This window comes from Pseudomonas sp. NPDC087804 (genome assembly GCF_044742965.1).
GTDB lineage: Bacteria > Pseudomonadota > Gammaproteobacteria > Pseudomonadales > Pseudomonadaceae > Aquipseudomonas > Aquipseudomonas rustica.
In genome coordinates, this window is the sequence record NZ_JBIUVN010000001.1 from 1 (window position 1) to 16,108 (window position 16,108).

The window sequence follows — 16,108 nt, forward strand, 5'->3', positions numbered from 1 at the left end:
CCCGCACCGAAGCACTGCAGGCTGAGCGTAACGCGCGTTCCAAATCCATCGGTCAGGCCAAGCAGCGCGGCGAAGACATCGCGCCGTTGATGGCGGACGTCGAGCGCATGGCGGGCGAATTGAGTGCCGGTAAAGTCGAGCTGGACGCGATCCAGACCGAACTGGACTCGATCGTGCTGGGCATTCCCAACCTGCCGCACGAATCCGTGCCGGTCGGCAAGGACGAAGACGACAACGTCGAAGTGCGCCGCTGGGGCACGCCGACCGCTTTCGATTTCGAAGTGAAAGACCATGTTGCCCTCGGCGAGAAGTTCGGCTGGCTTGACTTTGAAACCGCTGCCAAGCTGTCCGGCGCGCGTTTCGCTCTGCTGCGTGGCCCGATCGCCCGTCTGCACCGCGCACTCGCGCAGTTCATGATCAATCTGCACGTCAACGAGCACGGCTACGAAGAGGCTTACACGCCTTATCTGGTTCAGGCCCCGGCGCTGCAAGGCACCGGTCAACTGCCGAAATTCGAAGAAGACCTATTCAAGATCGCCCGCGAAGGCGAAGCCGATCTGTACCTGATCCCGACTGCCGAAGTGTCGCTGACCAACATCGTCGCTGGCGAAATCGTCGATTCGAAACTGCTGCCGATCAAATTCGTTGCCCACACCCCGTGCTTCCGCAGCGAAGCCGGTGCGTCGGGTCGCGACACCCGCGGCATGATCCGTCAGCACCAGTTCGACAAAGTTGAAATGGTGCAAATCGTTGAGCCGTCGACCTCGATGGAAGCGCTGGAAGGCCTGACCGCCAACGCTGAAAAAGTCCTGCAACTGCTCGGTCTGCCTTACCGCACCCTGGCGCTGTGCACCGGCGACATGGGCTTCAGCGCGGTCAAGACTTACGACCTCGAAGTGTGGATTCCGAGCCAGGACAAGTACCGCGAAATTTCGTCGTGCTCGAACTGCGGCGACTTCCAGGCGCGTCGTATGCAAGCGCGTTTCCGCAATCCGGAAACCGGCAAGCCTGAACTGGTGCACACGCTGAACGGTTCCGGTCTGGCCGTAGGCCGTACCCTGGTTGCCGTGCTGGAAAACTACCAGCAGGCTGACGGTTCGATCCGTGTGCCGGACGTGCTGAAGCCGTACATGGGTGGCCTTGAGGTCATCGGCTAAATGAAATATCTGCCGCTGTTTCACAACCTGCGCGGCAGTCGTGTGTTGGTCGTCGGTGGGGGGGAAATTGCCTTGCGCAAATCCCGCCTGCTGGCCGATGCCGGTGCGCTGCTGCGGGTGGTCGCACCTGAAATCGAATCGCAGCTGCGTGAGCTGGTCGCAGCTTCCGGCGGCGAATGCCTGTTGCGCGGTTACGTCGAGGCGGATCTGGACGGTTGCGGGCTGATTATCGCCGCCACCGACGATGAAACGCTGAACGCACAAGTCTCCACCGATGCTCACAAGCGCTGCGTGCCGGTCAACGTGGTCGACGCGCCTGCCTTGTGCAGCGTGATCTTCCCGGCGATCGTCGATCGCTCGCCGCTGATCATCGCAGTGTCCAGCGGTGGCGACGCGCCGGTGCTGGCGCGACTGATTCGCGCCAAGATCGAAACCTGGATTCCATCGACTTACGGTCAGTTGGCCGGGCTCGCCGCGCGTTTCCGCAATCAGGTGAAAAGCCTGTTTCCGGATGTACAGCAGCGTCGCGGATTCTGGGAGGACGTGTTCCAAGGGCCGATTGCCGACCGCCAACTGGCCGGGCAGGGCGCCGAAGCCGAGCGTCTGTTGCAGGCCAAGATTGATGGCGAAGCAACGGTTACCACCGGTGAAGTGTATTTGGTCGGCGCAGGGCCGGGTGATCCGGATCTGCTGACGTTCAAGGCTTTGCGTCTGATGCAGCAAGCCGACGTGGTGTTGTACGACCGTTTGGTCGCGCCAGCGATTCTTGAGTTGTGCCGTCGCGATGCCGAGCGCGTGTATGTCGGCAAGCGCCGTTCAGATCACGCAGTGCCGCAGGATCAGATCAACCAGCAACTGGTTGATCTGGCCAAGGCCGGCAAGCGCGTGGTGCGCTTGAAGGGCGGTGATCCGTTTATCTTCGGCCGTGGCGGCGAAGAGATCGAAGAACTGGCGGCCCACGGGATTCCGTTTCAGGTGGTGCCTGGGATTACCGCAGCAAGTGGTTGCGCGGCGTATGCCGGGATTCCGCTGACCCATCGTGATTACGCGCAGTCAGTGCGCTTTGTCACCGGGCATTTGAAGGACGGTTCCACCGACCTGCCCTGGGCCGACCTCGTCGCCCCGGCGCAGACGCTGGTGTTCTACATGGGCCTGGTGGGCTTGCCGGTGATCTGCGAGCAGTTGATCAAGCACGGTCGCGCGGCGGACACCCCGGCGGCGTTGATTCAGCAGGGCACCACGGTCAATCAGCGAGTCTTTACCGGCACGCTGGCGGATCTGCCGCGCATGGTGGCGGAGCATGAAGTGCATGCGCCGACATTGGTGATCGTCGGGGAAGTGGTGCAACTGCGCGAGAAACTGGCGTGGTTTGAAGGGGCTCAGGCGCAGGTCTGAGTCAGATCAAAAGATCGCAGCCTTCGGCAGCTCCTACAGAGAACGCATTCTCATGTAGGAGCTGCCGAAGGCTGCGATCTTTTGCTTTTTGCTGTTAGCCCTTCAACCAAACCCCTTTCCCAGCCAACCGCGCCCGATCATGGGCCGCCGTGAAATCCTGCTCCGGCCCCTTCGGCACAACCCCCGTCGGGTTGATGGTCTTGTGGCTGCCGTAGTAGTGATTTTTGATGTGCTGAAAATCCACCGTCTCGCCAATCCCCGGCAGCTGATACACCTCACGCAGCCAGTTCGACAGGTTCGGGTAATCGGCAATCCGCCGCAAATTGCACTTGAAGTGCCCGTGATACACCGCGTCAAAACGAATCATCGTGGTGAACAGGCGCACATCGGCTTCGGTCAGGTACTCGCCGGTCAGATAGCGATTCGCACCTAAAACCCGCTCCAGATGATCGAGCTCAGCAAACACCTCATCGAACGCTTGTTCATAGGCCTGTTGCGACGTGGCAAACCCGGCTCGGTACACGCCGTTGTTCACGGCTGGATAAATTCGATCATTGAGCGCATCGATCTCGCTACGCAGTGGCGCCGGATAAAAGTCCAGCTCATTGCCGGTCAGACCATCAAACGCGCTGTTGAACATGCGGATGATCTCCGCTGATTCATTACTGACGATGCGTTTGAGCTTTTTGTCCCACAGCACCGGCACGGTGACGCGGCCGGTGTAGTCGGCGGTGTCAGCGGTGTAGCGCTGATGCATGAATTCAAAGCCATCGAGTTTGTCGCCGGTCGAGCCCAGCGCTTTGTCGAACGTCCAGCCGTTTTCCAGCATCAACCAACTGACCACCGAAACGTCGATCAGACTTTCCAGACCTTTGAGTTTGCGCAGGATCAGCGTGCGATGTGCCCATGGACAGGCGAGTGACACGTAGAGGTGATAGCGACCGGCCTCGGCGGCAAAACCACCTTCACCGCTAGGGCCGGGCTCGCCGTTGGCGGTGACCCAGTTACGGCGTTGTGCCTGTTCGCGCTGGAACGCGCCGTCTTTGCTGCTTTCGTACCACTTGTCCTGCCAGTGGCCATCGACGAGTAAACCCATGATCAAGACTCCGTAAATCAGTGAACGTTGGAGTCGAGTCTATTCCTGTGAGTTCGAACAAAAAGCGCAAAGATCGGGCGTGAATGATCGGTTAAATCGATTTGTCCCGCGCGGCCCAGTATTGCTCGGCGGTTTCGAAGGCTTGTTCACGCGGTTGGCCAAGCCCGCGCAGGGCCAGCGCCATCGTCGAAATCAGCGCCATTTGCGGATAGCTGTCGACCACGTCGCCGCGCCACACGGCTTTCAAGTGCTCGACATCCAGCGACGATGGTTTGACGTGGCGTTGCGCCGACATCTGCGGCCATTCCTCATCCCAGCTCTCGCCGCCAGTGGTGCCGTAGAGGTGGCTGTTTGCATCCGGGTTGATCTCGATTTCGCCGCCATCACCCTTGACCACAATCGCTGTGTCGCCGAGCAGGCCGCTGGCATCGCGGTGCACCGCTTGGTAGCCGGGGTGGAAAATACTTTGCAGCCCGCAGCGAGCGCCCAACGGATTAAGAATCCGCGCCAGCGAATGAATCGGCGAGCGCAGACCCAAGGTGTTGCGCAGATCGATCATGTTCTGCAACTGCGGCGCCCAGTCCACCAGCGGCATAAACGCGAGGCCACCGTTGTCCAGTGCCGTGCCGACCTGTTGCCACGTGCGGGACAACGGGATGTTCAACTCGCCGAGCAGTTGCTCGCTGTACAGCCGCCCGGCGGTGTGCGCGCCGCCGCCGTGCATGAAGATGCGCACGCCGTTCTGCGCCAGGCACTTGGCGGCCAGCAGGTACCACGGCAGATGGCGCTTTTTACCGGCGTAGGTCGGCCAATCCAGATCGACGTTCAGCGCCGGCGCCTGCAAGCGTTCACGCAAGGCTTCGGTGAAACCGGCCATTTCCTCGGCGCTTTCTTCCTTGTGGCGCAGCAACATCAGGAACGCACCGAGCTGGGTGTCCTCGACCTTGTCGTCGAGCACCATGCCCATGGCTTTACGCGCTTCTTCGCGCGTCAGATCACGGGCGCCGCGTTTGCCCTTGCCGAGGATGCGTACGAACTGGGCGAATGGATGTTCGGCAGGCGTTTCGAGGGTCAGCGCTGGAAAGTCGGTCATAAGCAATTCGTCGGTTTGGGCAGGCCCGCCAGTTTTGCGGCGAGTTTGGCAGGGGTGCCTTTGAACAGTCGGTTCAGGTGCAGGCTGTTGCCTTTTTCCACACCGAGTTTCAGCGCGGTGTACTTGATTAGCGGGCGCGTGGCCGGGGATAACTGAAATTCGGCGTAGAAGCTGCGCAGCAATTCGAGGACTTCCCAGTGTTCGGCGGTCAACTCGATGTCTTCGGCGGCGGCGAGGGCGCTGGCGACATCGTGGGACCAATCGCTGAGGTCAACGAGGAAACCATCCTTGTCCAGTTCGATGGCGCGGGCGCCGACGGTCATGGAATTCATAGCCAGCTGTTGACCTTGTCGTGATGGATCGACAGTTCGACGAAGGCCGGGTAATCGATCACTTCGGCCCAGTCTGGAACTTGGATGGCGCGCGCCTGCGCATCTTCGGCCAGAACGAACAATTTGATCTGGCGGTTGTGCAGCGCGGTGAACGGCGCGGTGCCCGGTTGCAACGCGTAGACCGCATCGCCGGACAGCAATAAAGCATCAGCGCCGCCGATCACGCGCAGGCAACTGGTCAGGCGATCGTCGCCGAACGGGGAATGAGACAACACATGCAAAGTCGACATCAGAGGGTGATCACCTGGTCGTAGCGGTCAATAAGGGCGGTGATTTGCTCGGCGGCCAGCGGCGCGGCTTCGTCCAGCGACAACGTGCTGAGGCCGCGGGCGCTGGCGCTGTCGGCGCAATAGAACAGCTCTTCAACACCGAACATCGGCAGCGCTTGCAGGTTGGCGCTGAGGTCTTTCTGCTGCAGCGCTTTCGCGTTTTGCCCGGCGCTGAGTTGCAGCACGCCGTCATCGAGGAACAGCAAACCGATCGGCAGATCGAAAGCGCCGCCGGCCAGCACGATGTCCAGCGCTTCGCGGGCGCCGGGGCCCGACCATGGCGACTGGCGGCTGATGATCAACAGGGATTTGGCCATCTCAAGCACCTCCAAAGCAGATCAGGCGATCGGCATCTTGCACCGCATCATGCAACTGACCGAGGCCGGACAATTCCCACGGCGTGCTGACCGAAATCGCTTCGCGCTGGTAACGCTTGGCTTCTTCCGCGTTCAGGGCGCCACGGCGCAGGGCGGCGGCGATGCAGACCACGCCGTCGAGCTTCTGCTCGGTAATAAACGCGCGCCATTGCTTGGGCAAGTCGAGTTCGTCCTGCGGGGTGACCACCGCGTCGGAGGCGTTGTAGACGCCGTCCTGGTAGAAAAACAGCCGGACAACCTCATGTCCACCGGCCAGTGCCGCCTGCGCAAACAGCAGAGCACGGCGCGAGGAGGGCGCATGGGCGGCGGAAAATAACGCGATGGCGAACTTCATGACGGACTCGATCAGCAAAACTGCGGCCATGATAAAGCATTGCGGCCGCCAAAGGATCGCGCAAACCCGATCCCTGTAGGAGCTGCGGCACGCTGCGATCTGTTGATCTTGATTTTAAAAAAACCAGATCAAAAGATCGCAGCCTCGTTTCACTCGTCAGCTCCTACAGGGGATTTGCGGTTAGCGGGGCATGTAGCCGAGTTGCCAGCGTCGCGGGATTCTGAGGGAAAGCAGGCCGATCAACGCGGCCAGCACAGCGCTGACAAACATGGCTTTGAGGCCCAGATGCTGTTCCAGCACCGCCCCGAGAATGGCGCCGATAAACATCCCGCTCCAGGGCACCAGTTGCACCCGCCAGCCGCTGCGCCGTTCGCCGAGCATCCAGCGCCCCAGTCCTCGGCCAAATCGCGACAGCGCACCGGTCACGTAGGTCAGCCCGACCGGCAGGCCATTCACTTCCTCGACCGCCGCGTTGAGCATGCCCATCGCAATGATCGCTGCGAGCAATGCCGGCAGTTGCGCGTCGAACGGCCACGCTGCCGAGGTGCAGAGCAGGGTGGCGATGCACAGCAGCAGCGGCAGCGCGCGTCGCCCACCGAGGCGCGCAACGAGCACGCCCAAGGCATTACCGAGGATGAACGTCGCGACAAGAATCACCAGGCGCAAGGTCAACCCGAGATCACCTTCACTGATCGCCACCGCCAGGCGTGTCGTGTTCCCGCTCATGAACGAGACGAAATCGCCGCTGGCCATGAAGCCGATGGCGTCGGTCATGCCGGCCAGTACTGACAGGCTGGCGACCAGCGCCAGACCCACGCGTCCACGCCATTTCTGCGTGTGCAGATGGCCGGGGCTGGCGCGATGAGTCGAGGCGGAAGGCAGCATCGGCGAAAGGATCCTTGGCGTGGCGGTTAAAGTTCTATCCCGTACAGGTCGCAGTATTCCAGCCAGTCCATGCCGGCCATTTCCGCCACCTCGCGATGCACTTCCAGGCGCTGCGCCTGATATTCCTCAGGCGAATCAGCGGTCAGCTGCAACGTCAGTTCCCAGGCGAACAATCCCAGTTTGTCCGCTTCTTCTTCAAACGCCTCATGGAGACGTTCTTCGCGGTATTGCGCCTGGGTTTCGCCCTTGGCCTGAGCCAACAGAGGATTGAGGTGGTCGAGGCTGTCGCGCAGTTCAGGGCGCGCGTCGAGGAACAGTTTCAGGGCGTGTTCATGTCGCTGATCGGTAGGCGCCATGGGTTTTCCTTGTGAGGCTGATGACCTTAGGTTGCCGCAGCGGCGAGTGCCTGTCTCGCTATAAATGCAGTAAAGCAGAACGATTTCCGCTTGCGGCGGTGATACAGTCCGCTTTTTTCTGAATGAGCGAATGCAATGCGAATTCTGATGGTAGCGCTGGCGGCGACGGTTCTGGCCGGTTGCGCAGGTTCGGCGATGGACGATGCGCGCACCCAGGCGCCTTATAAAGTCATGACCTCGGACAAAGCCGAGAAGCTCGTGGCGCAGTGCGTGCAATTCGCCTGGCAGGACGAGGCGGTATTTGGCGTGGACGCGGGGGCTTATCTGCAACCGGGCAAGAAGGGCGGTTCGACGGTGTACACCCGTTCGGCGGAGTCGTTCGTTGACCTGAGCACGGAGCCGTCGGGGACGACGCTGAATTACTACGCGCAGAAAGATGATTTTGTCGCGAAGCGGCGGTTGGCGGCGTTGGCGACTTGCCTCTGATTATTGGGTGAATTGACGGCCGCCTTCGCGAGCAGGCTCTCTCCCACAATTTGGAATGCATTCCAATGTGGGAGCGAGCCTGCTCGCGAAGGGGCCAGTCCATTCAACCTATAAGCCGCTTCTGGAAAAAATGCCGCTTATGCCCCAGCGGATAATCAACAATCTCACCGCACTCGGTATACCCGACCTTCTTGTAAAACTCCGGCGCCTGAAACGAAAAGGTGTCGAGCCAGATCCCCACGCAATCCTTCTCTCGCGCAAAATCTTCGGCCATCTGCATCAGTTTCGAACCGATGCCCTGACCGCGCCCTTCAATCGGCACGGCCAACAATTCAATGAACAACCAGCGATAAAACGTGTGGCCATACAGGCCGCCGAGCACAGCGTCGTGCTCGTCGCGCACCAACAGCGCGATCGGTTCCCACGCCGATGGGCCGGCCTGGGAGACGTTATGTGCGCGCAGTGGCGCGAGAATCGCCGCGCGGTGTTCTTCCGTGGGTGTTTGCGTTAACTCGATGCGCAAGTTCATGCAGGACTTCCTTGTAGGATAATTCGCCAGCGTATCCTGCCCGGTGGTCTGCTTCCAAGTCCCTGCGCAAAACCGGTGGAACCGTCGCTCGCGCGTCGCGGTCTAGCTTTTACAGCGTCATTCCAGCACGCGGTTGATGAGGACACGCCATGAATATTTTTGAAGCCCTTCGTGAAAGCCACGACCGCCAGCGCACTTACGCGAAAAGCCTGATCAAAACCAGCGGTGACACCCCGGAGCGGGTTGAGGCTTACAAACTGCTTAAAGATGAACTGCAAGCCCACGAAACCGCCGAAGAACGTCACTTCTACATTCCGTTGATGGAGTGCGATGCCGGTGTCGACCTCAGTCGTCACGCGATTTCCGAGCACCATGAAATGGACGAGATGATGGAAGAACTTGACGAGACCGAGATGTCGAGCCCGGCGTGGTTGGCGACGGCGAAGAAGTTGTCGGAGAAGGTGCATCACCACCTGGAGGAAGAAGAGCAGAAGTTCTTCCAGATGGCCGGCAAATTGCTCAATGAGAAGCAGAAGGTGCAGCTCGCCGGGCAGTATGAAAAAGAGTATCAGGAGCAGGTCGACGCCAAGTAGATCAAAAGATCGCAGCCTGCGGCAGCTCCTACAGGAGATCGAATTGCAAATGCAGGAGCTGCCGCGGGCTGCGATCTTTTGATGTTAAAGCTCCCTCCAGCGTCAGCAAATGCTCCTTGGCCTCCAGCCCGCCCGCAAACCCGGTGAGTTTCCCCGACGCACCGATCACCCGATGACACGGCGCCACAATCGAAATCGGATTACGCCCATTCGCTGCGCCCACTGCCCGCACCGCTGAAGGATTGCCGATCTGCGCGGCAATCTGGCTGTAGCTGCGCGTCTCGCCAAACGGAATCGTCAGCAACGCCGCCCACACCTGTTTCTGAAAATCAGTGCCGACAAAATCCAGTTCCAGATCGAAGCGATCGCGGGTGCCGGAAAAATATTCTTGCAGCTGCCGAGCGGTTTTTATCAGGATCGGATTGTCTGGTGCTGCGCTCATCGGCCCGAGGCGCACGCGGTTCGGTTTGTCGTTTTCCCAGAGGATGGCCGCCAGTCGTGAACCGTTCGCGACCAGCTTCAACTCGCCGACGGGTGAGGGCAGGGTGATGAAGGTAAAAGCCATGCAGGCCAGCTCCGGTTCAGGGCATTAATGGCGCTCAGCATACTGCCTGCGTGGGGAGGCGCAATGCGCAATCGCGACCATACTGCTTGTTGCTCTTGAAGCGTTCGCCTCTGTTTTGCACAGACCCTAAAAACAAAAAAGAGATCGACTCATGAAGTACGAACCTTTGGCCAAATCGCTGATAGCGACCTCATTGGCACTCAGCTGTCTGATGGCTCACGCGGCCTCGGTCGCACCGGTCGCTGCCGAAAACGGCATGGTGGTCACCGCGCAACATCTGGCGACCCACGTCGGCGTCGATGTTTTGAAAAGCGGCGGCAACGCGGTGGATGCCGCCGTCGCGGTGGGTTATGCGCTGGCGGTGGTTTACCCCGCAGCGGGCAACCTCGGCGGTGGCGGTTTCATGACCATTCAACTGGCCGACGGGCGCAAGACCTTCCTCGATTTCCGCGAAAAAGCGCCGTTGGCCGCGACCGCCAATATGTACTTGGACAAGGAAGGCAACGTCATTCCTGATCTGAGCACACGCTGCCACTTGGCGGTCGGCGTACCGGGCACCGTCTCCGGCATGGAACTGGCGCTGAGCAAGTACGGCACCAAGCCGCGCAAAGACATGATCGCCCCGGCCATCAAACTGGCTGAAGACGGTTTCGAACTGGAGCAGGGCGACGTCGAGTTGCTGGAATACGCCACCGATGTGTTCAAAAAGGACATTCGCGATTCCGGCTCGATCTTCCTGCACAACGGCGAGCCGATGCAGGTCGGGCAGAAACTGGTGCAGAAGGATCTGGCTAAAACCCTGCGCACCATTTCCGAAAAAGGCACCGACGGCTTCTATAAAGGCTGGGTCGCCGATGCGATCGTGACGTCGAGTCAGGCCAACAAGGGCATCATCACCCAGGCCGACCTCGACAAATACAAGACCCGCGAACTGGCGCCGGTCGAGTGTGATTACCGTGGCTACCACGTGGTTTCCGCGCCACCGCCAAGCTCCGGCGGTGTGGTGATCTGCCAGATCATGAACATCCTCGAAGGCTATCCGATGAAGGATCTGGGCTTCCATTCGGCCCAGGGCATGCACTATCAGATCGAAGCGATGCGCCACGCGTACGTGGATCGCAACAGCTATCTGGGTGATCCGGATTTCGTCAAAAACCCGATCGAACATCTGCTCGACAAGAACTACGCAACGAAACTGCGCGACGCGATTCAACCGCAGAAGGCTGGAGTCTCGGCCGAGCTGAAACCGGGTACCGCACCGCATGAAGGCAGCAACACCACGCACTATTCGATTGTCGACAAGTGGGGTAACGCGGTTTCGGTCACTTACACCCTCAACGACTGGTTCGGCGCGGGCGTGATGGCGAGCAAGACCGGGGTGATCCTCAACGATGAAATGGACGACTTCACCTCCAAGGTCGGCGTGCCGAACATGTACGGTCTGGTGCAGGGCGAAGCCAACGCGATCGCGCCGGGCAAGGCACCGCTGTCGTCGATGAGCCCGACCATCGTCACCAAGGACGGCAAAGTGGTGATGGTGGTGGGCACGCCGGGCGGTAGCCGGATCATCACCGCGACCTTGCTGACCATGCTCAACGTTATCGACTACGGCATGGGCCTGCAGGAAGCAGTCGATGCGCCGCGCTTCCATCAGCAGTGGATGCCGGAGGAAACCAACCTCGAAGACTTCGCGGCGAGTCCCGACACGAAGAAGATTCTCGAGAGCTGGGGCCACAAGTTTGCCGGCCCGCAGGATGCCAACCACATCGCCGCGATTCTGGTCGGCGCACCGTCGCTGGGTGGTAAACCGGTTGGCAAAAACCGCTTCTACGGCGCCAACGATCCACGGCGTAATACCGGGTTGTCATTGGGTTACTAAGGCGCGTAAAAACGGGGCGGGCCCATGTCCGCCCCTGTTTCATGGACTGATCAAGGAAGGCTCATCATGACCACCGCATTGCTGATCATCGACGTCCAGCAAGCTCTCTGCTCGGGCGAGTATGAGTGCCACGACATTCACCGGGTGATCGACACCATCAACGGCCTCAGCCGCCGAGCGCGCACGGCCGGGGTACCGGTGGTGCTGATTCAGCATGAAGAAAAGGACAGTCCGTTGGCTCGTGGTGCGGAAGGCTGGCAACTGGCCGAAGGGCTGGAAACGTCGAGCGAGGATTTACGCGTGCGCAAGACCACGCCCGATTCGTTCTATCAGACTGATTTACGCAAACTGCTGCCGAGCGAGGATTTCGAACGCTTGGTCATTTGCGGGTTGCAAACCGACTATTGCATCAGCGCGACCGTGCGCCAGGCCCATCAACTGGGCTACGACGTAGTGCTCGCCGCTGACGCACATTCCACCGTCGACAACGGCCCGATGAGCGCCGACGACATCATCGCCGAACACAACAAAGACCTCGCACATTTGACCGGCTCCGTCGCCCGCATCGACGTGAAACCCGCTGCCACCATTATGTTTTGAAAACACCACACCCCCTGTAGGAGCTGCCGGAGGCTGCGATCTGTTGATCTTGAAAATCATGATCAAAGATCGCAGCCTCGTTTCACTCGACAGCTCCTACAGGGGTTGTGTTTGCAGATGTACTGCGGTCATTCTGCGGTTCAAGTCGCAAACAACACCCCGCGAATCTCCCCAACCCTCGGCGCCACAACCCCCTCCAGCACCAACCGCGTAATCGTTTCCGCCGCCCGTTCGTAATCCTCATCCAGCGGCTCTTCGCGTTCCATGATCCGGCCCATCTGCCAGCCGATGTTGGTGTAGGTGCGCGTCGCCGACCAGATGAACAGCATCAAATGCTCCGGATCCACCGGTGCCAGCAAACCGCGCTCAATCCAACTGCGCAAACACTCGACATTCCGTCGCGCTTCAGCCTGCAGCAGATCGCGGCACTCGTCTGGCAACTGCCGCCCGCCGAGCAGCAACTCACCACTGAACACCTTGGCAATCGCCGGATGCTCGCGGGCAATACGAATCCGCGCAGCGACGTAAGCGCGCAAGCCCACCAGCGGATCATCGCTTTCACGCAGCACCGCCGACGCCTCCAGCAACGGTTCGACAAACCCCAGCAAGACTTTCGAGTAGAGGTTTTCCTTGGTCTGGAAGTAGTAATACAGGTTCGCCTTGGGCACGCCAGCGCGGGCGGCGATGTCGCGGGTCTGGGTGGCGTCGAAGCCGTTGGCGGCGAATTCTTCACTGGCAGCGTTGAGGATCAACTGCTCGTTGCGTACGCGGATGGCACTCATGGAAAAACAGTCTGAATAAACAACATGGAAAGATTCTGGCGATTTCGGTTTCGCAATATACAAAACTATATAGCGGTGAGGCCAGCTTACTCGACAGACAGCGCTATGCTGCTTCGATCATTGAATAAACGAGGAAGGGGTCATGACGATTAAGGCATTGCACGCCGATACCGCACAGCTGGAGGCGGTGGCGCAGTTATTCGACGCTTATCGGGGTTTCTACGAGCAACCGTCGAATCTGGCACAGTCGCGCGCCTTCATCGCCGAACGCATGGCGGCGGGGGAGTCAGCGATTTTTCTGGCGCAGGAGGAGCACGGTGAAGCGCTGGGATTTGTGCAGTTGTACCCGACGTTTTCCTCCATCGATGCCCACCGCACGTGGCTGCTCAGCGACCTGTTCACCACGCCAGCCGCCCGGGGTCGCGGCGTTGGCCGATTGCTGATGAACACCGCCCGCGCGTTTGCGCTGGAAACCGGCGCGAAGGGGTTGGTGCTGGAAACCGCCACCGACAACTACACCGCGCAGGGTTTGTACGAGTCGTTGGGGTATGTGCGCGATACCGGTTATTACACTTACGTGCTCGACTTGCGTCAGGGCTGAGGGGATTGCGCCAGTAGCCGTTCGATCTGCGCCAATTCCCAAGTACTGAGCAAACTCACCGGATCAGTGCCGTAACGCTGCCAACCCTCGAGCGCGCCTTCGCGTCCATCGGTATCGCGCGCGTATTCACAGTGATGCAACCGGCCGCCGTCAAAATCCAGCAACAAGCGCCAGCCTTCGATATCGACGACAACCAGCCCGGAGGCGGAGGGCGCCTCGCCTACTTTAAAGGCGAGCACCTCCAGCGCCGCGTCACGCAAACGCTGACAAACTTCGCGAGCGGTTAAAAATGCAGACATGTTCGAACTCGATGAAGACTGAGCGCGCCAGCATAAAGCGCAGGTCGATAACTGTCAGCGATCACTGGCCGCTGCGGGGACAATTCCGTAACATCCGCAACCCACTTTTCCCCGAACACCTGCGGTCGCCGACGTCGGCCGCTCAGTCAGGTAAGCCATGAAACCGATTCGTCTGCGCGCCGATGTCCTGGCCGGACTCACCACCTCGTTTGCCCTGTTGCCCGAATGCATCGCCTTCGCGCTGGTGGCACACCTCAATCCGCTGATGGGCCTGTACGGTGCTTTCATCATCTGCACGCTGACCGCTTTGTTCGGCGGTCGGCCGGGCATGGTCTCCGGCGCGGCGGGTTCGATGGCGGTGGTGATTGTTGCGCTGGTGGTGCAACACGGCGTGCAATACCTGCTGGCGACCGTGCTGCTCGGCGGTTTGATCATGATGGCGTTCGGTTTGCTGCGCTTGGGCAAACTGGTGCGCATGGTGCCGCACCCGGTGATGCTCGGCTTCGTTAACGGTCTGGCGATCATCATTGCCCTGGCGCAACTGGAGCATTTCAAGAACGGTGAGGAATGGCTCAGCGGCACGCCGTTGTACCTGATGGCAGGGCTGGTGGCGCTGACCATGGCGATCGTTTACATCCTGCCGCGCCTGACCAAAGCGGTGCCGCCGGCGCTGGTGGCGATTCTCGGCGTCGGCCTGCTGGTCTATCTGTTCGGCCTGCCGACCCGCACCCTCGGCGACATGGCGCACATCGCCGGTGGTCTGCCGACTTTCGCCTTGCCGGACATCCCGTGGACTCTCGAAACCCTGCGCATCATCGCCCCCTACGCGATTCTGATGGCACTGGTCGGGCTGCTGGAAACCCTGCTGACGCTGAACCTCACCGACGAAATCACCGAAACCCGTGGCTACCCGGATCGTGAATGCGTGGCGTTGGGCGCGGCGAACATGGTCTCGGGCGCATTCGGCGGCATGGGCGGTTGCGCGATGATCGGCCAGACCGTGATCAATCTCAGCTCCGGCGGGCGCGGACGTTTGTCCGGTGTGGTCGCGGGCGTGCTGATTTTGTTGTTCATTCTGTTTCTATCACCGCTGATCGAGCGTATCCCGCTGGCGGCGCTGGTCGGGGTGATGTTCGTGGTCTCGCAGCAGACCTTCGCCTGGGCTTCGTTGCGCGTCATCAACAAAGTCCCGCTCAACGATGTGCTGGTGATCATCGCCGTGACCACCATCACCGTGTTCACCGATCTGGCCACCGCTGTGCTGTGCGGCATCATCATCGCTGCGCTGAATTTCGCCTGGCAGCAGGCGCGCGAGTTGTACGCCGATGAGCATTTGGAAGCGGATGGCAGCAAACTCTATCGCCTGCACGGCACGCTGTTCTTTGCCTCGACCACGCCGTTCCTCAACCAGTTCGACCCGGCGACCGATCCGCAAAAAGTCACCCTCGACTGCCGGCATCTGAGCTTTGTTGATTACTCGGCGATTGCCGCGCTAAAAACCTTGCGTGAGCGTTACGCCAAAGCAGGTAAGGATCTGCAGGTGTTCCACTTGTCCGAGCGCTGCAAAAAACTGCTCAAGCGCGCCGGCGTCGATCACGAGTGACACACGGCGCTTACACGACTTTGAGATGAATGTTGACTTGTGGCGAGGGGATTTATCCCCGATGGATTGCGAAGCGATCCCTCTTTTAACTAGAAAACAGGGGCCTGCTGCGCAGTCCAACGGGGCGGTGCGACGTTTCGCTAAATCCCCTCACCACAGGTCTTGCATTGGTCTTTGATCAGGCGTCGATGGCCGGGAAGTCGATCTCGGTCAGCGCCACGTTGTTCAGGTAGTTGGTCAGGGTCTGCACCGCGACCACGGCAATCACTTCGATGATCTTGCTGTCATCAATCCCCGCAGCGCGAGCGGCGGCAATCTGCTCGTCACTCAAGTGGCCACGGCTTTCCGTCAATTGATAGGCGAGGGCGGCGTAGGCGTTCAGTTCACCTTGGCGCGCCGCGACAATGTCCTCGGCCGACAACCCGGCCTTGCTGCCGAAAAAGGTGTGCGCCGCCAGGCAATAATCGCAGCCGTTAACCTGCGAGGTCGCCAGGTACACCGCTTCTTTTTCCTTGGCGCTAAGCGACGATTTGCCCAGTGTCGCCGATGCCTGCACGTAGGTGTCGAGCGCGACCGGCGCCTTGGCCAGTGTGGCGAACAGGTTTGGCAGGAAACCGATTTTCTTCTTCACACCTTCCAGCACGGGGCGGGTGGCGTCGGTGGCGGTTTCGAGGCTGATGGCGTTGATGCGGCTCATGGTGATTCTCCGAAAGTCCGGCGCGAACTGCGTCGGCGATGGAGTGAATGGTAGGGATCACGGCTGGTGCTTTGGCGGCAAATCGTCGACGATATGCGGCAGATCGTCCAGATTCGCCCG

At 60.1% G+C, this 16,108-nt stretch carries 21 protein-coding genes; 8 read left to right on the plus strand and 13 right to left on the minus strand.

The annotated features are described in order from the left end of the window. Together serS and cysG are read left to right on the plus strand one after the other, a co-directional pair. Window positions 1-1,157, plus strand: a 1,157-nt coding sequence (serS, locus tag ACIOMO_RS00005) for a serine--tRNA ligase (RefSeq protein WP_401237355.1), incomplete at its 5' end; no start/stop codon positions are given. Beyond that, the gene (gene cysG / locus ACIOMO_RS00010; RefSeq protein WP_212551465.1) at window positions 1,158-2,552 is read left to right on the plus strand and encodes a siroheme synthase CysG; all 1,395 of its coding nucleotides are present in this window, start codon (window positions 1,158-1,160) and stop codon (window positions 2,550-2,552) included. A 94-nt stretch (window positions 2,553-2,646) separates the two neighbouring features. On the opposite strand, the gene ACIOMO_RS00015 is transcribed toward cysG, so the two are convergent. From ACIOMO_RS00015 to ACIOMO_RS00050, 8 genes are all read right to left on the minus strand, one after another. Next, window positions 2,647-3,648, minus strand: coding sequence for a glutathione S-transferase family protein (locus tag ACIOMO_RS00015; RefSeq protein WP_401237357.1), 1,002 nt, complete (start codon window positions 3,646-3,648; stop codon window positions 2,647-2,649). A 91-nt stretch (window positions 3,649-3,739) separates the two neighbouring features. Next, a complete protein-coding gene (locus tag ACIOMO_RS00020; protein ID WP_401237358.1) occupies window positions 3,740-4,741 on the minus strand; it encodes a glycosyl transferase family protein in 1,002 nt (333 codons plus the stop codon). Beyond that, the gene (locus tag ACIOMO_RS00025; RefSeq protein ID WP_401237360.1) at window positions 4,738-5,073 is read right to left on the minus strand and encodes a TusE/DsrC/DsvC family sulfur relay protein; all 336 of its coding nucleotides are present in this window, start codon (window positions 5,071-5,073) and stop codon (window positions 4,738-4,740) included. Before ACIOMO_RS00025 ends, ACIOMO_RS00020 begins: the two co-directional genes overlap by 4 nt. Beyond that, window positions 5,070-5,363 carry a sulfurtransferase complex subunit TusB gene (gene tusB / locus ACIOMO_RS00030; RefSeq protein ID WP_401237362.1) on the minus strand — a complete coding sequence of 98 codons (294 nt, stop codon included), beginning with the start codon at window positions 5,361-5,363 and terminating at the stop codon, window positions 5,070-5,072. The genes ACIOMO_RS00025 and tusB overlap by 4 nt, the downstream gene beginning before the upstream one ends. Next, complete coding sequence (tusC, locus tag ACIOMO_RS00035) at window positions 5,363-5,719, minus strand: sulfurtransferase complex subunit TusC (protein ID WP_212544686.1); 357 nt, start codon at window positions 5,717-5,719, stop codon at window positions 5,363-5,365. The genes tusB and tusC overlap by 1 nt, the downstream gene beginning before the upstream one ends. 1 nt (window position 5,720) lies before the next feature. Beyond that, entirely contained in the window at window positions 5,721-6,113 is a 393-nt protein-coding gene (gene tusD, locus ACIOMO_RS00040; protein ID WP_400647482.1) for a sulfurtransferase complex subunit TusD, read from the minus strand. 180 nt (window positions 6,114-6,293) lie between these two features. Then, window positions 6,294-6,998 carry a YoaK family protein gene (locus ACIOMO_RS00045; protein ID WP_282358711.1) on the minus strand — a complete coding sequence of 235 codons (705 nt, stop codon included), beginning with the start codon at window positions 6,996-6,998 and terminating at the stop codon, window positions 6,294-6,296. Between the two features lie 26 nt (window positions 6,999-7,024). Next, window positions 7,025-7,354, minus strand: coding sequence for a DUF6388 family protein (locus ACIOMO_RS00050; protein WP_401237365.1), 330 nt, complete (start codon window positions 7,352-7,354; stop codon window positions 7,025-7,027). Window positions 7,355-7,489: 135 nt separating this feature from the next. Here ACIOMO_RS00050 and ACIOMO_RS00055 point away from each other — a divergent pair, with 135 nt between their 5' ends. Then, window positions 7,490-7,840: a hypothetical protein gene (locus tag ACIOMO_RS00055; RefSeq protein WP_053121569.1), complete on the plus strand. Its 351-nt coding sequence runs from the start codon at window positions 7,490-7,492 to the stop codon at window positions 7,838-7,840. Window positions 7,841-7,943: 103 nt separating this feature from the next. Here the strand turns inward: ACIOMO_RS00055 and ACIOMO_RS00060 are convergent, their stop codons facing one another. Continuing rightward, window positions 7,944-8,369: an N-acetyltransferase gene (locus ACIOMO_RS00060; protein ID WP_212551472.1), complete on the minus strand. Its 426-nt coding sequence runs from the start codon at window positions 8,367-8,369 to the stop codon at window positions 7,944-7,946. A gap of 149 nt (window positions 8,370-8,518) precedes the next feature. Here ACIOMO_RS00060 and ACIOMO_RS00065 point away from each other — a divergent pair, with 149 nt between their 5' ends. Continuing rightward, complete coding sequence (locus ACIOMO_RS00065; RefSeq protein ID WP_401237367.1) at window positions 8,519-8,962, plus strand: hemerythrin domain-containing protein; 444 nt, start codon at window positions 8,519-8,521, stop codon at window positions 8,960-8,962. A 28-nt stretch (window positions 8,963-8,990) separates the two neighbouring features. Here the strand turns inward: ACIOMO_RS00065 and ACIOMO_RS00070 are convergent, their stop codons facing one another. After that, complete coding sequence (locus tag ACIOMO_RS00070) at window positions 8,991-9,527, minus strand: methylated-DNA--[protein]-cysteine S-methyltransferase (protein ID WP_053121563.1); 537 nt, start codon at window positions 9,525-9,527, stop codon at window positions 8,991-8,993. 151 nt (window positions 9,528-9,678) lie between these two features. Here ACIOMO_RS00070 and ggt point away from each other — a divergent pair, with 151 nt between their 5' ends. After that, the gene (gene ggt / locus ACIOMO_RS00075; protein ID WP_401237369.1) at window positions 9,679-11,406 is read left to right on the plus strand and encodes a gamma-glutamyltransferase; all 1,728 of its coding nucleotides are present in this window, start codon (window positions 9,679-9,681) and stop codon (window positions 11,404-11,406) included. 66 nt (window positions 11,407-11,472) lie between these two features. Next, the gene (locus ACIOMO_RS00080) at window positions 11,473-12,006 is read left to right on the plus strand and encodes a cysteine hydrolase family protein (protein ID WP_401237371.1); all 534 of its coding nucleotides are present in this window, start codon (window positions 11,473-11,475) and stop codon (window positions 12,004-12,006) included. A gap of 140 nt (window positions 12,007-12,146) precedes the next feature. Here the strand turns inward: ACIOMO_RS00080 and ACIOMO_RS00085 are convergent, their stop codons facing one another. Beyond that, a complete protein-coding gene (locus ACIOMO_RS00085; protein ID WP_401237373.1) occupies window positions 12,147-12,788 on the minus strand; it encodes a TetR/AcrR family transcriptional regulator in 642 nt (213 codons plus the stop codon). Window positions 12,789-12,930: 142 nt separating this feature from the next. Between ACIOMO_RS00085 and ACIOMO_RS00090 the strand changes: the two genes are divergently transcribed. Further along, the gene (locus ACIOMO_RS00090; protein WP_401237375.1) at window positions 12,931-13,389 is read left to right on the plus strand and encodes a GNAT family N-acetyltransferase; all 459 of its coding nucleotides are present in this window, start codon (window positions 12,931-12,933) and stop codon (window positions 13,387-13,389) included. Here the strand turns inward: ACIOMO_RS00090 and ACIOMO_RS00095 are convergent. Further along, complete coding sequence (locus ACIOMO_RS00095) at window positions 13,380-13,688, minus strand: hypothetical protein (RefSeq protein WP_401237376.1); 309 nt, start codon at window positions 13,686-13,688, stop codon at window positions 13,380-13,382. The genes ACIOMO_RS00090 and ACIOMO_RS00095 overlap by 10 nt on opposite strands. A 157-nt stretch (window positions 13,689-13,845) precedes the next feature. Here ACIOMO_RS00095 and ACIOMO_RS00100 point away from each other — a divergent pair, with 157 nt between their 5' ends. Beyond that, window positions 13,846-15,291, plus strand: a complete 1,446-nt coding sequence (locus tag ACIOMO_RS00100) for a SulP family inorganic anion transporter (protein ID WP_401237378.1) — start codon at window positions 13,846-13,848, stop codon at window positions 15,289-15,291. Between the two features lie 178 nt (window positions 15,292-15,469). Here ACIOMO_RS00100 and ACIOMO_RS00105 read toward each other — a convergent pair whose 3' ends face one another. Beyond that, complete coding sequence (locus ACIOMO_RS00105; RefSeq protein WP_401237380.1) at window positions 15,470-15,988, minus strand: carboxymuconolactone decarboxylase family protein; 519 nt, start codon at window positions 15,986-15,988, stop codon at window positions 15,470-15,472. Window positions 15,989-16,108 lie beyond the last annotated feature (120 nt).

Coding starts and splice junctions, on each gene's coding strand:
- cysG (WP_212551465.1), top strand. CDS start 1,158: ATGAAATATCTGCCGCTGTTTCACAACCTGCGCGGCAGTCGTGTGTTG.
- ACIOMO_RS00015 (WP_401237357.1), bottom strand. CDS start 3,648: ATGGGTTTACTCGTCGATGGCCACTGGCAGGACAAGTGGTACGAAAGC.
- ACIOMO_RS00020 (WP_401237358.1), bottom strand. CDS start 4,741: ATGACCGACTTTCCAGCGCTGACCCTCGAAACGCCTGCCGAACATCCA.
- ACIOMO_RS00025 (WP_401237360.1), bottom strand. CDS start 5,073: ATGAATTCCATGACCGTCGGCGCCCGCGCCATCGAACTGGACAAGGAT.
- tusB (WP_401237362.1), bottom strand. CDS start 5,363: ATGTCGACTTTGCATGTGTTGTCTCATTCCCCGTTCGGCGACGATCGC.
- tusC (WP_212544686.1), bottom strand. CDS start 5,719: ATGGCCAAATCCCTGTTGATCATCAGCCGCCAGTCGCCATGGTCGGGC.
- tusD (WP_400647482.1), bottom strand. CDS start 6,113: ATGAAGTTCGCCATCGCGTTATTTTCCGCCGCCCATGCGCCCTCCTCG.
- ACIOMO_RS00045 (WP_282358711.1), bottom strand. CDS start 6,998: ATGCTGCCTTCCGCCTCGACTCATCGCGCCAGCCCCGGCCATCTGCAC.
- ACIOMO_RS00050 (WP_401237365.1), bottom strand. CDS start 7,354: ATGGCGCCTACCGATCAGCGACATGAACACGCCCTGAAACTGTTCCTC.
- ACIOMO_RS00055 (WP_053121569.1), top strand. CDS start 7,490: ATGCGAATTCTGATGGTAGCGCTGGCGGCGACGGTTCTGGCCGGTTGC.
- ACIOMO_RS00060 (WP_212551472.1), bottom strand. CDS start 8,369: ATGAACTTGCGCATCGAGTTAACGCAAACACCCACGGAAGAACACCGC.
- ACIOMO_RS00065 (WP_401237367.1), top strand. CDS start 8,519: ATGAATATTTTTGAAGCCCTTCGTGAAAGCCACGACCGCCAGCGCACT.
- ACIOMO_RS00070 (WP_053121563.1), bottom strand. CDS start 9,527: ATGGCTTTTACCTTCATCACCCTGCCCTCACCCGTCGGCGAGTTGAAG.
- ggt (WP_401237369.1), top strand. CDS start 9,679: ATGAAGTACGAACCTTTGGCCAAATCGCTGATAGCGACCTCATTGGCA.
- ACIOMO_RS00080 (WP_401237371.1), top strand. CDS start 11,473: ATGACCACCGCATTGCTGATCATCGACGTCCAGCAAGCTCTCTGCTCG.
- ACIOMO_RS00085 (WP_401237373.1), bottom strand. CDS start 12,788: ATGAGTGCCATCCGCGTACGCAACGAGCAGTTGATCCTCAACGCTGCC.
- ACIOMO_RS00090 (WP_401237375.1), top strand. CDS start 12,931: ATGACGATTAAGGCATTGCACGCCGATACCGCACAGCTGGAGGCGGTG.
- ACIOMO_RS00095 (WP_401237376.1), bottom strand. CDS start 13,688: ATGTCTGCATTTTTAACCGCTCGCGAAGTTTGTCAGCGTTTGCGTGAC.
- ACIOMO_RS00100 (WP_401237378.1), top strand. CDS start 13,846: ATGAAACCGATTCGTCTGCGCGCCGATGTCCTGGCCGGACTCACCACC.
- ACIOMO_RS00105 (WP_401237380.1), bottom strand. CDS start 15,988: ATGAGCCGCATCAACGCCATCAGCCTCGAAACCGCCACCGACGCCACC.